General features: G+C 64.9%; 12 protein-coding genes. 9 read left to right on the top strand and 3 right to left on the bottom strand.

All coding sequences use genetic code 11. The annotated features are described in order from the left end of the window. Positions 1–120: 120 nt before the first annotated feature. Positions 121–3543, bottom strand: a complete 3423-nt coding sequence (locus FQK05_RS01885) for an indolepyruvate ferredoxin oxidoreductase family protein (protein WP_158964029.1) — start codon at positions 3541–3543, stop codon at positions 121–123. A gap of 192 nt (positions 3544–3735) precedes the next feature. On the opposite strand from FQK05_RS01885, the gene FQK05_RS01890 reads away from it, so the two are divergent. From FQK05_RS01890 to grxD, 8 genes are all read left to right on the top strand, one after another. Continuing rightward, positions 3736–4641 (top strand): LysR family transcriptional regulator, encoded by a 906-nt coding sequence (locus tag FQK05_RS01890; RefSeq protein ID WP_158964031.1) that lies wholly within the window; start codon positions 3736–3738, stop codon positions 4639–4641. Between the two features lie 149 nt (positions 4642–4790). Beyond that, positions 4791–5105: a hypothetical protein gene (locus FQK05_RS01895; RefSeq protein WP_158964033.1), complete on the top strand. Its 315-nt coding sequence runs from the start codon at positions 4791–4793 to the stop codon at positions 5103–5105. A 614-nt stretch (positions 5106–5719) separates the two neighbouring features. Continuing rightward, positions 5720–8050 carry a mechanosensitive ion channel family protein gene (locus FQK05_RS01900; protein ID WP_233270324.1) on the top strand — a complete coding sequence of 777 codons (2331 nt, stop codon included), beginning with the start codon at positions 5720–5722 and terminating at the stop codon, positions 8048–8050. A 182-nt stretch (positions 8051–8232) separates the two neighbouring features. Beyond that, complete coding sequence (gene purL / locus FQK05_RS01905; RefSeq protein WP_158964037.1) at positions 8233–10392, top strand: phosphoribosylformylglycinamidine synthase subunit PurL; 2160 nt, start codon at positions 8233–8235, stop codon at positions 10390–10392. Positions 10393–10406: 14 nt separating this feature from the next. Next, a complete protein-coding gene (locus FQK05_RS01910; RefSeq protein ID WP_158964038.1) occupies positions 10407–11495 on the top strand; it encodes a hypothetical protein in 1089 nt (362 codons plus the stop codon). A 125-nt stretch (positions 11496–11620) separates the two neighbouring features. Next, on the top strand, positions 11621–11863 hold the full coding sequence (locus FQK05_RS01915) for a BolA/IbaG family iron-sulfur metabolism protein (protein WP_158964040.1): 243 nt from the start codon (positions 11621–11623) through the stop codon (positions 11861–11863). A gap of 4 nt (positions 11864–11867) precedes the next feature. Then, entirely contained in the window at positions 11868–12050 is a 183-nt protein-coding gene (locus FQK05_RS01920; protein ID WP_158964042.1) for a hypothetical protein, read from the top strand. Positions 12051–12172: 122 nt separating this feature from the next. Next, positions 12173–12535 (top strand): Grx4 family monothiol glutaredoxin, encoded by a 363-nt coding sequence (gene grxD, locus FQK05_RS01925; RefSeq protein ID WP_158964044.1) that lies wholly within the window; start codon positions 12173–12175, stop codon positions 12533–12535. Between the two features lie 146 nt (positions 12536–12681). Here the strand turns inward: grxD and FQK05_RS01930 are convergent, their stop codons facing one another. Both FQK05_RS01930 and FQK05_RS01935 read right to left on the bottom strand, forming a co-directional pair. After that, positions 12682–13095, bottom strand: coding sequence for a cell division protein ZapA (locus tag FQK05_RS01930; protein ID WP_158964046.1), 414 nt, complete (start codon positions 13093–13095; stop codon positions 12682–12684). Next, on the bottom strand, positions 13095–13607 hold the full coding sequence (locus FQK05_RS01935; protein WP_158964049.1) for a nucleotide exchange factor GrpE: 513 nt from the start codon (positions 13605–13607) through the stop codon (positions 13095–13097). Before FQK05_RS01935 ends, FQK05_RS01930 begins: the two co-directional genes overlap by 1 nt. Before the next feature lie 397 nt (positions 13608–14004). Here FQK05_RS01935 and tkt point away from each other — a divergent pair, with 397 nt between their 5' ends. Continuing rightward, on the top strand, positions 14005–16023 hold the full coding sequence (tkt, locus tag FQK05_RS01940) for a transketolase (protein WP_158964773.1): 2019 nt from the start codon (positions 14005–14007) through the stop codon (positions 16021–16023). The last annotated feature ends 57 nt before the right edge of the window (positions 16024–16080 follow it).

The following is a 16080-nucleotide window of genomic DNA, read 5'->3' on the forward strand; positions in this document are numbered from 1 at the left end:
GAATGCACCGGAACGTGAAAAAAATCAACGATTTTCTTAAGCGTTGGGCCGGTTTTCACCGGCCCGTGGCATGAATTTTTCATGACCCGGCAACAGTCCGCCGGCTGACCTTGCGTCGTGTTATTCCGCGGCCCTGGCCATGTCGTTTCCGCCCGACCGGAAGGCCGCCAGCAACTCCTCCCGCCGTTTCGCGGCCTTGGCCTCGTTCGCCATCTTCACCGGGCCATAGCCGCGGATATCCAGCGGCAAGGCCGCAAGCGCCACCACGATATCGCGAGTGTTGGGCGTGACCTTGGGCAGGATGTCGGCCATGTCCTTTTCGTACTGGTCGATCAGCGCACGTTCCATGCGGCGCTCCTCGCTGCGGCCGAACGGGTCAAGGAAGGTTCCGCGCACGAACTTCAGCGACTTCAGCATCCGGAACAGCACCAGCGAGCGTTCGGTGAACTTGCGCTTTTTCGGCCGCCCGTCCGGATCCGTCCCGCCCATCACCGGAGGCGCCAGGTGGAATTCCATCGCGAAGTCACCGTCGAAGGCCTCTTCCGCCTTGGCGCGACTTTCCAGAAGCATCCGGGCGACCTCGTATTCGTCCTTGTAGGCCAGAAGCTTGTGATAGCCCTTAGCGACCGCCTCCTTCAGGGCCGGATCCGAAATCCCGTCGACCAGCTTGCGATACTTCTTGGCCAGTCGCCTGTTCTGATAGGTGACCAGCTTCGCCTCGCGCACGGCGATCTTTTCGTCGAGCGTGGCCGGCAACTGTACGACGTTGGGCTTGGCCAGGTTCGCGGCCTCTTCGGTGTGCAGCATGGCCCAGCGGCCGATTTCGAACGCGCGCTTGTTGGCGTCGACCGCTGCACCATTCAGCTCGATCGCCTCCAGGATCGCCTCGTGCGAAATCGGGATCAGGCCCTGCTGAAAGGCCGCGCCGAAGATCATCATGTTCGAATAGATGGAATCGCCCATCGTCGCCCGGGCCAGTTCCGACGCGTCGAAAAGGTTCAGGCGCTCCCGCATCCGGGCCTGCAGCGCCACCGTCAGCCGGTCGGTCGGCAGGGAGAATTCGGTATTGCGGGTGAAATCGCCGGTGATGATCTCGTGACTGTTGATCACGGCGCCGGTGCGGCCGGTGCGCGTCAGGCCCAGCGTCTTGGCGCCGGCGCTGACCACAAGGTCGCCGCCGATCAGCGCGTCGGCCTCGCCCGTTGCGACGCGTACCGCGCTGATATCGTCCGGCTTTTCAGCCACGCGGCAATGGATGTGGACCGCGCCGCCCTTCTGTGCCAGGCCCGCCATTTCCATCATGGCGGCACCCTTGCCGTCGATCTGGGCCGCCTGGGCCAGCACGGCACCGATAGTCACCACGCCGGTGCCGCCGACGCCGGTGATGATCACGTTATAGGTGCCGTCGATGACCGGCAGGACAGGGGCCGGCAGATGCGGCAGGTCCAGCGTCGTGGTCGCGGCCTTCTTCACCTTGGCGCCCTTCACCGTCACGAAGGACGGGCAGAAGCCCTTGAGGCACGAGAAATCCTTGTTGCACGACGACTGGTCGATGGCGCGCTTGCGGCCCAGTTCGGTTTCCACGGGCACGACCGACACGCAGTTGGACTGCACCCCGCAATCGCCGCAGCCTTCGCAGATGTCGGTGTTGATGAAGACCCGCTGATCGGGATCCGGGAACTTGCCACGCTTGCGCCGGCGGCGCTTTTCCGCCGCGCAGGTCTGGATATACAGGATGACGGACACGCCGTCCTTTTTTTCAAAGTCCTTCTGGACGTCCATCAGCTCGGCGCGTTCGCGGGTCTCGATCCCCTTGGGGAAGGCGGAAAAGTCGATCTCTTCCTTCTCGTCATAGACGACGGCCAGGTTCTTCACCCCCATTGCCTTGACCTCGGCCGCGATCCGCTGGGGCGACAGGCCGCCTTCGTTGTGCTGCCCGCCGGTCATGGCGACGGCATCGTTGAAGAGGATCTTGTAGGTGATGTTGGCCTTGGACGCCAAGGCCGCGCGGATCGCCTGCACGCCCGAATGGTTGTAGGTGCCGTCGCCCAGGTTCTGGAAGACATGGGGACGATTGGAAAACGGCGCCTCGCCGATCCAGTTGGCCCCTTCCCCGCCCATGTGGGTATAGCCCACGGTCGACCGGTCCATCCACTGCACCATGTAGTGGCAGCCGATCCCGGCATAGGCGCGGCTGCCATCGGGCAGCTTGGTGGACGAATTGTGCGGACAGCCCGAACAGAAATAGGGCACGCGGCTGGCGATTTCCTCGGCATTGTCGGCGCGGCGAGTTTCGTCGAGCGAGGCCAGACCGGCACGGATGCCGTCGGTGTCGCGTCCCTCTTCCACCAGGATCCCGCCCAGCTTTTCCGCGATCCAGATCGGATCCAGCGCGCCCCGGGTCGGGAACAGTTCCTCGCGGTGCATGGCGCCCGAGCCGCCCTTGTACCAGCCATAGACGCGGCGGCCGCGGCGGTCGTCGAAGATCGCTTCCTTGACCTGCACCTCGATCAGCTTGCGCTTTTCCTCGACGATGACAATCAGGTCCAGGCCTTCGGCCCAGTCGTGAAAGCCCTTCATGTCCAGCGGGAAGGTCTGGCCCACCTTGTAAAGGGTGATGCCCAGCCGCTCTGCCTCGTTCTCGTCGATGTTCAGCAGGGACATGGCGTGCAGCAGGTCCAGCCAGTTCTTGCCCGCGGCGACGAAGCCGATCTTGGCACCCGGCTTGCCCCACATCCGCTTGTCCATGCGATTGGCGTGGGAATAGGCTTCAGCCGCAAAACGTTTGTGGTCGATCATCCGCGTTTCCTGTTCGACCGGAGTGTCGCCCAGGCGGATGTTCAGACCGCCCGGCGGCATCGGATAGTCCGGCGGCGTGACCAGGTTCAGGCGGAACGGATTGCCGTCCACGACCGCCGTGCTTTCGATCGTGTCCTTCATGGTCTTGAGACCTGTCCATAGGCCCGAGAACCGCGACAGGCCGATACCGTAAAGGCCGTAGTCCAGGATCTCCTGCACGCCGGCGGGGCTGACCACGGGCATGTAGGCATCCAGAAGCGCCCATTCGGACTGATGCAGCACGGTCGAGCTTTCCCCGGTATGGTCGTCGCCCATCGCCACCAGCACACCGCCCAGGGGCGAGGTGCCGGCCATGTTGGCGTGCTTGAACGCGTCGCCCGACCGGTCGACCCCCGGCCCCTTCCCGTACCAGAGCCCGAAGACCCCGTCATATTTCCCCTCGCCTCGCAGTTCGGCCTGCTGGCTGCCCCACAGCGCCGTGGCGGCCAGATCCTCGTTCAGGCCGAACTGGAAAACGATATCGTTCTGGGCCAGCAGCTTCTCGGCCCGGCTCATCTGAAGATCGACGGCGCCCAGGGGGGACCCCCGGTAACCGGTCACCAACCCTGCGGTGTTATGTCCTGCCGCGCGGTCGCGGGCCTTCTGCGTCAGCATCAGACGCACCAGCGCCTGCGTGCCATTCAGAAGAACGGGACTCTTTTCGATGTCAAACCGGTCATTCAGGCTGATTTTCTGCGTACTCATCGGTCACCTCCCAGTGTCGGATCAGCGTCGGCTGCCTTATTCTCCGCTCTTGCAGGAATTTAGGTCAAAATTGCTGACCTGTATAGCCGGATTATCCGGCAAGGCCTAAGACCTGTATCGTACAACTGTTGCTTGCCTGCGAACTTGCACCTCTAATATGTAGAACCTTCCCCGGGGATCGAAAGCAGAAACATGGATTGGGACAAGCTCAGGATTTTCCACGCGGTCGCGGATGCGGGGTCGCTGACCCATGCAGGTGAGCGTCTTAACCTGTCGCAGTCGGCGGTCAGCCGCCAGATCCGCGCGCTGGAAGAAAACCTGAACGCCACGCTCTTTCACCGTCACGCCCGCGGGCTGATTCTGACGGAACAGGGAGAGCTGCTGTTCGACGCGACGAAATCCATGTCGCGCCGGCTGGATACCGCGTGGGCGCGGATCCGCGACAGCGCGGACGAGGTGTTCGGCGAACTGCGTGTCACCACCACCACCGGGTTTGGCACGCTGTGGCTGGCGCCGCGGCTGGGCAAGTTCTACGAGATGTATCCGGACATGAAGGTCGACCTCATGCTGGAGGAGCGGGTCATGGACCTGCCCATGCGCGAGGCCGACGTGGCCATCCGAATGAAGGAGCCCAGCCAGGCGGACCTTGTCAGGAAGCGGCTGATGGGCGTGCAGATGCGCATCTATGCCTCACGCAAGTACCTGGAACAGAACGGCGTGCCGCAGACGCTGGAAGACGTGACGCGGCACCGGCTGATCTGCCAGAACCCGTCGACCCCGCAGGTTAGCGCCGGGGCGGTGATGATCCAGCACCTTCTGGCCTACAACCCGCATTCGCTGCTGACGGTGAACAACTATTTCGGCGTCTTGCAGGCTGTGCTGTCCGATCTGGGACTGGGCATCCTGCCCGACTACCTGATCGAGGACTTCCCCCAGCTGGTCCGCGCCTTCCCGGAAATCGAGTCGGCCGAAGTGCCGGTCTACCTCGCCTACCCCGAGGAACTGCGCCAGTCGCAACGGATCGCCGCCTTCCGCGAATTCGTCCAGGACGAGGTCATCGCCCACCGCCGGCAGCTGCGCCAGATGGGCGAGCTTTGACCTGACCGCGTAGCCCCCGATAGGGAAGCCCCCTTGTGCCGAAAGGACAAGCACTCCGAAGAGATGCGGCAAAGTGGATTGCCGCCCTCGGAACCATCACGCTGATATCATTCGGTTATCTTGTGTTGACCTCTGACGGACAGGACCACGTGCTGGCAGCGGTGGAAGCTGTGTCAACGTCCATGGCCTGCTCCGCAATCGTCTTTCTTCTCCTCAGCTTGACCGGCAGACCCCGCCTTGTCGCGGTTGTCTGGGCCATTTACTGGGTCGCGGCCTTTGCAATCCTGCTGATCGCCTACACTGTCTATTCGGCGGCAGCGTTGCCGCTGTCCTTCATGCTGCGCGCGACAGCCACGGATATCCTTCACCCCTTTGCGGGCGGGACCCTGACGGCTGTCTTCGTGCTACCCGTCTGGACGATGTACCGGCTTCTTGAATGGTGTGCTCAAGACCGCAGCCGCTAGGACGCGCTGCCCCGCGCACCATCCCCCGCTCACTGAACGCCCAGGTCCTGATATCCCCGGCATGAAACCCGTCCGACCAGGCGCGGGATCAGGCCGGCGAACCCCCTCCCGACCCTGATCGGCAAAAAACCGCCAGAGCGCCGAAAACTGCGCCATTCTGAGAATTCTCCCGAAAACCCGACCCCTAGAAGCTTTGCGACCAATGAAATAAGACAACCTGAGCGGGATTCCGTGCGGCAGCCAAACCGGTTTCTGAATTAGCCATGCACACAGCGCATGGCGGTGTTGACAGACTGCACGAGAATTATGCTTGAAACAGAGACCCTTGCCGCATAAATCGGCTCTTGAAGGCGGACGGGTTTACCCGCTCATCTTCATACCTCCCTGTTGGACCTCGGCCGAGCTTAGTGCTCGGCCTTTTTTTTGGTCGTTCGCCCAAGCGCGCTGCCCTTGGGGCATGCGGAACTGTGCGCAGGGTTACAGTTGTGTCCGTATCCCGTTGCGGCTTGGGCACGTTCCCTGTTTCAAAACCGTTTCACCACCTGAACCGGCAATACAATCGGGCCCGCAGATGTTAGCAATTGCGCCGACAACCGCCTAAGTGTGAGGCCGAAATGAAGTTCCTGTTCCCCGATCGCATGGGGTCGGCCATGCGATCCCTTTTTGTAATCTGCCTCCTGGCGCTGACAGTTGTCAGCCTACCCGCCAAGGCCTCTGCCCAGGCCGCGCTTCTGGCAGCCACGCAGTCGGCAGAAGCCAGCGGCGACAAGACGACGGCCGACCCGTCCCCCGACATGTCCAAGGAAGCCATCGACGCGATGGTCGCCCGCATGTCGGACGACCAGGTTCGGTCGATGCTGCTGGACCGTCTGGACGCCGTCGCGGCCCAGGAAGCGGCCGCCCCCGCGAAACCCACGCTGTTCCAGCAGCTGACAGTGCTGGCCCAGGCCTTCGTCAGCCCGCTCGTCGCCACTGCTACCGGCTTTGGCACCATGATCGAGATGGAAAAGAACGTCCTTCAGCAGATCCATGCCGAACTGGGCTTTGTCGGGATCTGGAAGCTGCTTCTGATGCTCGCCATCTCGCTCGCAGTCGGCTTCGCGGCCGAAGCCGCGGTCCGCAAGGTGCTGCAGAGGATGCAGGGCGACGTTGCCCCGCCCGCGGGCGACACGCTGCGCGATTCCATCCTGTACCTGGCCCGGCGCCTGTTCCGGCAGCTGATCGGCCTGATCGTCTTCTTCGCCGTGGCGCGCCTGGTGGGGATCTTCCTGCACACGCGCGTCGGCATCTCGATCGCGCATCCGTTCCTGCTCTACATGATCATGATCCCGCGGATCAGCGCCACGCTGACCCGGTTCGTCTTCGCGCCCGAGCATCCCGAGCTGCGGCTGGTGAACTGTGCCGACCATTGGGCCAGATACCTGCAGCGCAACCTGACCGGTCTTTTCGCCCTGATGGGACTGACGCTGTTCATCCCGGCGATCAACTTCCTGTTCGGCGGCCATGCGGGTGAAGGCATCTCGCTGTCGTTCCTGATGAACCTGGCCGCGCAGCTGTATCTGGCGGTCATCGCCTGGACGGCACGCGAAGGTCTGCGCGACATCATCCGCGGCACCGATCCGGACCGGACCCGGTTCGACGAGAACATGGCCTATGTCTATCCCTACTGGATCATCGGCGTCGACGTCTTCATCTGGGTCGTGACGGTGCTGGCCTTCGGGTTCCAGAAATGGGCCCTTCTGGGCGGCGGCGCGACCTATGTGACCCTGTTCTGGCTGGTGGTCCTGCCCGCGCTGGACACCGTGATCCGGGGCGTGGTCCAGCACCTCGTGCCGCCGATGACGGGCGACGGCGCCGTGGCCCGGTCCGCCTATCATCAGGCCAAGCGCGCCTATGTCCGTATCGGCCGGATGGTCACCCTGATCCTGGTCCTGATGATCATCGCCGAAACCTGGGACATGAAGTTGATCTCGTTCTCGGGCGGTGTCGGTCCGGCGGCGCATTTCGTCAACTTCCTGTTGACGGCCGCGGTGGGCTTCGTCCTGTACGAGGCGGTATCGCTCTACATCAACCGCAAGCTGGCGCGGGAAAGCACCGACGCACAGACGCTGGAAGAAGGCGGTTCGATCCCCGAGGCCGCGGCGGGCGGCGAAGGCGGCAGCCATGGCGGCACCTCGCGGCTGGCGACCGTCCTGCCTCTGGTGCGCATGATCGCACAGGCCGGCATCATCGTTCTCTTTGCGCTGCTGGCTCTGGGGAACCTTGGCATCGACATCACCCCGCTTCTGGCTGGCGCCGGGATCATCGGCCTGGCCATCGGCTTCGGCGCGCAGAAGCTGGTGTCGGACATCGTGTCCGGCGTCTTCTTCCTGGTCGACGATGCCTTCCGAGTGGGTGAATACGTCTCGGTCGGCAGCGTCATGGGCACGGTCGAGAAGATTTCGATCCGGTCGATGCAGCTGCGCCACCACCGCGGCATCCTGCAGACGGTTCCGTTCGGGGGGATCAAGGAAATCTCGAACATGAGCCGTGACTGGGTGATCATGAAGCTGAAGTTCACCGTGCCTTTCGACACCGATCCGAACCTGATCAAGAAGCTGTTCAAGCAGATCGGCAAGGACATCCAGGCGGATCCGCTCGCTTCGGACGGGCTGATGGAAACCTTCAAGAGCCAGGGCGTCTTCGACTTCAACGACGTGGGCATGATCGTGCGCGGCAAGTTCATGGCGCGCCCGGGCACCCAGTTCACGATCCGGAAAGAGATCTACAACAAGGTCAAGGAAGCCTTTGCCGAGAACGGTATCGAGTTCGCCCGCCGCGAGGTGCGTATCGCGATGCCCGAGGGCCAGGACTTCGAGGACATGACCGACGAGGAACTGGACGAGTTGAGGGCCAAGATCGCAGCCGGCGAAGCTGCACGGGCAGCGCGGGCCGCATCCGAATAACGAGGGACGGACCGGGGCACGAACCCCGGCCACCAGGCGCGCGCGCCCCGACGGGAAACCGACGGGGCGCGCGCTGCATTTCCGGGCTTCGCTGCCGCGGTTGCACCGAATGCGGTGCCCTGCCCCTTCCCCCGGTCGCGCCCCTGTCGTAAAGGAGGCCGCAATCATCCGCGGGGGACATGATGCAGGAACCGGCCATCACCGAAGAGCTGATCGCAAGCCACGGGCTGAAGCCAGGCGAATATGCCCTGATCCTGGAGATCATCGGGCGCGAGCCGACCTTCACCGAACTCGGCATCTTCTCGGCCATGTGGAACGAACACTGTTCCTACAAGTCGTCGAAGAAATGGCTGCGCACCTTGCCGACAAAGGGCCCGCAGGTCATCTGCGGCCCGGGCGAAAATGCCGGCGTGGTCGATATCGGCGACGGTCAGGCCGTGGTCTTCAAGATGGAAAGCCACAACCACCCGTCCTACATCGAACCCTATCAGGGCGCGGCCACCGGCGTCGGTGGGATCTTGCGGGACGTCTTCACCATGGGCGCGCGGCCCATCGCGGCGATGAACGCGCTCAGCTTCGGGCGGATGGATCACCCCAAGACCCGGTCGCTGGTCGCGGGCGTCGTGGCCGGCATCGGCGGTTATGGCAACGCCTTCGGCGTGCCGACCGTGGGTGGCGAGGTGCGATTCCACAGCGCCTATGACGGCAACTGCCTTGTGAACGCCTTTGCCGCCGGTCTCGCAGATGCCGACAAGATCTTCTATTCGGCCGCCTCTGGCGTTGGCATGCCGGTTGTCTACCTTGGCGCCAAGACGGGCCGCGACGGCGTCGGCGGGGCCACCATGGCATCGGCCGAATTCGACGAGACGATCGAAGAGAAGCGTCCCACCGTCCAGGTCGGCGACCCCTTCACCGAAAAGCGCCTGATGGAAGCCTGCCTGGAACTGATGCAGACCGGCGCCGTGATCTCGATCCAGGACATGGGCGCCGCGGGCCTGACCTGTTCCGCGGTCGAGATGGGCGACAAGGGAGACCTGGGCATCCGACTGGACCTGGACCTTGTGCCGGTGCGCGAAACGGCGATGACAGCCTACGAGATGATGCTGTCGGAAAGCCAGGAACGCATGCTGATGGTCCTGCGTCCCGAGAAGGAGGCCGAAGCCAAGGCCGTCTTCGACAAGTGGGACCTGGACTTTGCCATCGTAGGCGAAACAATTGCCGAGGACCGGTTCATCATCCTCCATGGCGGCGAGGTGAAAGCCGATCTGCCGCTGAAGGCGCTGTCGGGCAATGCGCCCGAATACGACCGTCCGTGGGAACCGACGCCAGCGCCCGCGCCGATGGACGACGTGCCGACCATTGACCCGATCGACGGTCTGAAGGCGCTGATCGGCTCGCCCAACTATGCCGAAAAGGCCTGGGTCTACGAACAATACGACAGCACCGTCATGGCCGACAGCGTCCGCACGCCCGGCTGGGGTGCGGGCATCGTGCGGGTCCATGGCACCGACAAGGCGCTGGCCTTCACGTCGGACGTGACGCCCCGCTATGTCCGCGCCAACCCCGAAGCCGGTGGTGCGCAGGCCGTGGCCGAGGCCTATCGCAACCTGACCGCGGTGGGCGCCCTGCCGCTGGCCACGACCGACAACATGAACTTCGGCAACCCCGAAAAGCCCGAGATCATGGGCCAGTTCGTGGGCGCCATCAAGGGCATCGGTGCCGCCTGCATCGCGCTCGACATGCCCATCGTGTCGGGCAACGTGTCGCTTTACAACGAAACCGACGGGCAACCGATCCTGCCGACGCCGACCATCGGCGCCGTGGGCCTGATATCCTCGGTCGAAGACGTCATCGGCCGCGCCGTGCGCGACGGCCTGGTGGCGCTGCTGGTGGGTGAAACGACCGGCCACCTGGGCCAGTCCGCCCTGCTGGCCGAAGTCTTCCACCGCGAGGACGGCGATGCCCCCGCCGTGGACCTGCAGGCCGAAAAGGCCGCCGGCGACTTCATCCGCGCCAAACACGCGCTGATCGCGGCCTGCACCGACCTGGGCGATGGCGGCCTGGCGCTGGCGGCGTTCGAGCTGGCAGAGGGCAGTGGCGTGGGCGTTCACATCGACAGCGGCGAGACGCCGTTCCTCTTCGGTGAAGACCAGGCACGCTACCTGATCGCCGCCGACTTCGATTCGGCCGAAGCGCTGGTGCTGGCCGCATCCGCCGCGGGCGTGCCCATCGCAACCGTCGGCAAGTTCGGCGGCGACACGGTAAAGTACGGCGGGTCCGAGGCTTCGCTGGCGGAACTTTCCGCGCTGTATCGCGGTGCCTTTGCCGGGGCGCTGGCCTGACGGGTCCGACCGGAATGGAACGGCAACTGGTCATCCATGTCGGCGACTGCAAGACGGGATCCACCGTGGTGCAGACGATGCTGGCCTCGGACGCCGTGACCGTTCCTGGCCGACGCTGGATCTATCCGACCGACCGCAACCATTCCGGGCTGGCGCGCAGCCTGAACGAAAGGCCGGCCACCGCCCCGCAGCGGTGGTCGAACCTGGCCCGCCGGATCGAGGGCCGCCCCTGGGACATGGCCGTCCTGTCGAGCGAGCTTTTCGAATTCTCGGCCCCGCGCAAGCTGGCCGCGGCGCTGCAAACCTACCTGCCCGACCTTGCCGAAACCGCCCGCGTCATCGTCTATGTCCGCCCCCATGCCGGGCGCGTCCTGTCCCAGTTCGCCGAAAACCTGAAGCTGGGGCACGAGACCGGATCCTTCGCCGATTTCTACGACCGGTTCGAAGCCGCCGGCCGGCTGCGCTATGCCCCGCGGATGGAACGCTGGCGCCGCGTCTTCGGCGACCGGCTGACCGTGCGCCCCTTCGTGCGCGAGCGCCTGGCCCGGGGCGATATCCGCCACGACATCCTGGAACAACTGTTCGGTGCCGGCGGTTACGCGCTGGATGAGGCGAAGCTGTCGGTCGACGAAAACCCGTCGCTGACGCTGCCGGACCTGGTCCTGCTGCGCCGCCTGCAGCAGAAGTTCCGCGCCGCGAAGGGCTACAGGAACGAAATGCCCGTCATCTTCGGCAAGCAGTTCGGCCGCATCCTTGCGGAAATGCCATCGGCCGGCGAGGGCGAACCGCTGCGCCTGCCGCAGGAGCTTTACGACCGGATGGCCGAACATGCGTCGGGCGATGCGCAAGAGATGGACGACACCTGGATCGGCGCCCCCTGTTTCGTGCCCGCCCTGCAAGAGGCCGGACAGAAGACCGTACCACAGGCCCAATCGCTGGAGGCGGAAGACCATCACGACGCATTCATGCTGCGGATGACCGACGCCTGGGCCGAACTGCAGCTGCGCCAGATGACCGGCGGGGAAGACGACTTTGCCCGCCGCCTGCGCCCGGACGACCCGCGCACACCCCATGGCCCCGCCGGGGCCGGCGCGCGGGCCTGACATGCCCTGGCCACGCGCCCCGCACCGGGAATGTCAGGTGATGACGATGACAATGCGATGCGCCGCCCCGCTTGCGCGGCGGCGGCGCGCGTCCTATTTCTGAAGCGACAAACAAGGATGCTGACATGGCGATGCAAGCCCACGAAATCGAGGACCTGATCCGCGCCAGCTTTCCGCAGGCGAAGATCACGATCACCGACATGGCCGGAGACGGCAACCACTATGCGGCCGAGGTGGTGGACGAAAGCTTTCGCGGCCAGAACCGGGTCCAGCAGCAGCGCGCCGTGATGAAGGCGCTGCAGGGCAAGATGGACGGCTCGCACGGGGAACTGCACGCGCTGGCCCTGACGACGCGGGTGCCCGAGTAGGCGGATGGAAACCAGCGCGTTTCATATCGTGGCGGCCGTACTGATCCTGGCCGTGCTGGGCGCCGTGGCCGAGGCATGGTTCCGCCGCCGCCGCAGCCGTGCCCCCTTCGGGCCGGAATTCGACGCCAACGACCCGACCGCCCGCCGCGCGCCGCCGGCCGAGGAAGCAGGCGAACGGATCGGATGACGGGACCGGAAGACCGGTCGCCCATGACGACCGGACGATGACATTGACGCCGGGCCGCTGCCCGGTATTTCACCGGATCCCGCCCGCGGGGCTAGGATCCGAACAGGATGAAGGATAAGCAAATGACCGACGTGAAGACCCGTATCGGCGATACCGTGGCCGCCAACGATGTCGTTCTGTTCATGAAGGGCACCAAATCGATGCCGCAATGCGGCTTCTCCTCGCGTGTGGCGGGGGTGCTGAACTACATGGGCGTCGAATTCCTGGACGTGAACGTTCTGGCGGATGAAGGCGTGCGCCAGGGGATCAAGGAATTTTCGGACTGGCCGACCATCCCGCAGCTTTACGTGAAGGGCGAATTCGTGGGCGGCTGCGACATCATCACGGAAATGACCCTGTCGGGCGAACTGGACACGCTGTTCGAACAATCGGGCGTGGCCTATGACAAGGACGCCGCCGACAAGATCCGCGAAGCCAACGCCTGATTTCGGCCTGATCGGCAACGGTCCAAGGCGCTTTGAAAGCGCCTTGTGCCCTTCGATAACGGCCCGCCCTGCGACCGGCCGACGCCGCGAAGACGCGTTCAAAGCGCCCTCCCTGCCTCTGGCCGGTCTGACGACCTTCCTGAATATCAGGACGCCTGCGCGGCCTTCTCCTCGGCCCTCTTTTCCAGCCTCAGAGCATAGGCTTCGGCCTGATCAGCCATTTCGGTCATGGCGTCAGTCACTTCTTTCGGGACGAAGGGTACGTCGATCTTCACCGGCTCCGGCGGCGGCGCGGATTTCAGCCGGACCAGTTCCGCGTCGCGTTCGGCCAGTTGTGCTTCGACTTCCTTGATCCGGTCCTCGACCGCCGCGGTCTTGTCCGCCAGCAGCAGCCCCGCCATCAGCAGCATCCGCGCCTCGGGCATCCGGCCCAACTGGTCCGCCAGGACCTGAGCCTCGTCGTCCAGCATCTTGGCCGCCGACTTCAGGAAGCTTTCTTCGCCCGGCTGGCAGGCCACGTCGAAATCGCGCCCGCCGATCTGGATCGTCACTTCCGGCATCAATTCACCTCCGCCGCGGCAAGAAGCGGCTCAAGCTTGGCCAGCACGGCGCCGGCCTCGGCCATGTCGCCGGCCCGAAGCGCACGCAGCGCCTCCAGCTCGGCCAGCATCGCGCGGTTGATCTTTGCGGCCATCGCGTCGGACCCGGTCTCGGCCGTGCGCATTCCCTCGCTGGTGGCCAGCAACTGTTCGCCGGCCGCGCGCAGGCGCTGCATCTCCATGTCCAGGCGCACCATCGCGTCAGACTGCGCCGACAACTGCGCCTTCAACTGGTCCAGTTCCGCCGTGCGGTCGAGTTCGGCCTTCAGCGCCTCGATTTCCTCGGCGTGGCGGGTCTTCAGCCCTGTCAGCCGTTCCTCCAGCTGGGCATTGGCCAGCTTTTCGTCCTCCAGCGCGGTTTCCAGCGCCTTCAGCGGTCCTTCATCCGTGTCGGCCTCCAGCGCATCGATCTCCTTGCCGATGCGCGCCAGCGCCGCCGTCAGCCTGCCTTGCAGGTCTTCGATCTGGCTCATGCCCGTTTCACCTTCCCGAGCGTATGGTCAGCTCTGTGCCTCTGGTTCCCGTCCCCGCGCGGCCGGTTTCCCCCGGCCTGCCCCAACCGGCACTGCCCGCATTCAAGACGCGAATCGCAGGGCCCGGCCGGTCCGCATACATTAGCCAATGCGCGGGGAAAATGCCTCCCCTTAGGTTTCAAGGGCTTGCTGGAACCTGCTGACCCGCACCGCGCGCCCGGTGCTCCGCTTGCTTGATCTTTGGGGCGCGGATGCTATTGAGCGCCCACGATCAAGGCCCGCTTCCACCGAAGCGGCGCCCTAGCCCGCGCATCGTCGCAGACCGATTGCCGCCGCCCCCGACCTGACCACGGGCCGGCGGCACGAGCCGAAGGAACAGAACGCCGTGAACGCACCCCTGGATCTGAACGTCCTGCGCACCAAGAACCCGGCGCACTGGATGAAAGCCGCCGCCATCCGCACGCTGACGCTGGATGCCGTTGCCGCCGCCAACTCGGGCCATTCCGGCATGCCGATGGGCATGGCCGACGCCTCCACCGTACTGTTCGAAAAGCACCTGAAGTTCGACGCCAAGGCCCCCAACTGGCCCGACCGCGACCGTTTCATCCTGTCGGCCGGCCACGGGTCGATGCTGCTCTATTCCCTGCTTTACCTGACCGGGAACCCGGACATCACGCTGGAAGAGATCAAGAACTTCCGCCAGTGGGGCGCCAAGACCGCCGGTCACCCGGAATACGGCCATGCTTCGGGCATTGAAACCACGACCGGCCCGCTGGGCCAGGGTCTGGCCAATTCGGTCGGCTTCGCCATTGCCGAAGAGATCCAGCGCGCCCGTTTCGGTGCGCGGCTGGTCGATCACTACACCTATGTCATGGCCGGCGACGGCTGCCTGATGGAAGGCGTCAGCCAGGAGGCGATCAGCCTTGCCGGCCGCCTGGAACTGGGCAGGCTGATCGTCCTTTGGGACAACAACAACATCACCATCGACGGCACCGTCGATCTGGCCTGCCGCACCGACCAGGTGGCCCGCTTCCGCGCCTCCGGCTGGGAAGTGTTCGAAGTCGACGGCCACGATCCGGACGCCATCGACGCGGCCCTGACCAAGGCCAGGAAATCGGCCATGCCCACGATGATCGCCTGCAAGACGCATATCGCGCTGGGGTCGTCCGCGCAGGACACCTCCAAGGGCCACGGCGCCCTGACCGACGCCAAGCTGATCGCCGACACCAAAGCCGCCTATGGCTGGGCCCACGGCCCGTTCGAGATCCCGGCAGAGGTGAAGGCCGAGTGGGAAGCCATCGGTGCCCGCGGTGCCGATGAACGCGCCGCCTGGGAAGAGCGGATGGGCGCCATTTCCGAACGCAAGCAGGCCGAATTCCAGCGCATTTATGATCGTGCCCTGCCGCCGAAGGTCACCTCCACCATCCGGGCGCTGAAGAAACAGGCCTCCGACGCGGGCAAACCTGCCGCGACGCGGAAAAGCTCGGAAGAGGTGCTGGAAGTCGTTAACCCGATCCTGCCGGAAACCGTGGGCGGGTCTGCGGACCTGACCGGATCGAACAACACCAAGACGGGCGATCTGGGTATCTTCGGGCCGGAAAACCGCAAGGGCCGCTACATCCACTACGGCATCCGCGAACACGGCATGGCCGCCGCGATGAACGGCATGGCGCTGCATGGCGGCGTGCGGCCCTATGGCGGCACCTTCATGGCCTTCACCGATTATGCCCGCCCCTCGATGCGGCTGGCAGCATTGATGAAGATCCCGACCGTCTTCGTCATGACCCATGATAGCATCGGCCTGGGCGAAGACGGCCCGACCCACCAGCCGGTGGAACACCTGGCGATCAGCCGCGCCACGCCCAACACCTGGGTCTTCCGCCCGGCCGACACGGTCGAAACCGCCGAAGCCTGGGAACTGGCGCTGACCTCGACCGAAACGCCGTCGGTCCTGGCGCTGACGCGTCAGAACGTGCCGGTCGTGCGCAAGGACCACAAGGCCAAGAACCTGACGGCCCAGGGCGCCTATGTACTGGCGGAGTCGGACGGCAAGCGTCAGGCGATCCTGATCGCCACCGGGTCCGAAGTGTCCATTGCGCTTGCGGCCCGAGACATCCTGCAGGCCGAAGGGATCGGCACGCGGGTTGTGTCGATGCCATCGATGGAGCTTTTTGCGGCGCAAGACGAAGCCTATCGCAAGCGCGTCCTGCCGGCCGGTCCGGTCCGCGTCGGCGTCGAGGCCGGCGTCCGCTTCGGCTGGGACCGCTGGCTCTGCGGCGAACGCGGCCGCGACGCCAAGGCGGGCTTCGTCGGCATGGACGGCTTCGGCGCCTCTGCCCCGGCCGAAGTCCTGTTCGATAAGTTCGGCATCACGCCCGAAGGTGTCGCCGCCGAGGTGCGCCGCCTCCTGGGCTAGGCACTCCATCCGCCACTGGCGCCAAGGCCCTGTCAAAGGGCCTTGGAACCGGGCCGT

It is taken from the genome of Chachezhania sediminis, from assembly GCF_009765275.1.
Classification (GTDB): domain Bacteria; phylum Pseudomonadota; class Alphaproteobacteria; order Rhodobacterales; family Rhodobacteraceae; genus Chachezhania; species Chachezhania sediminis.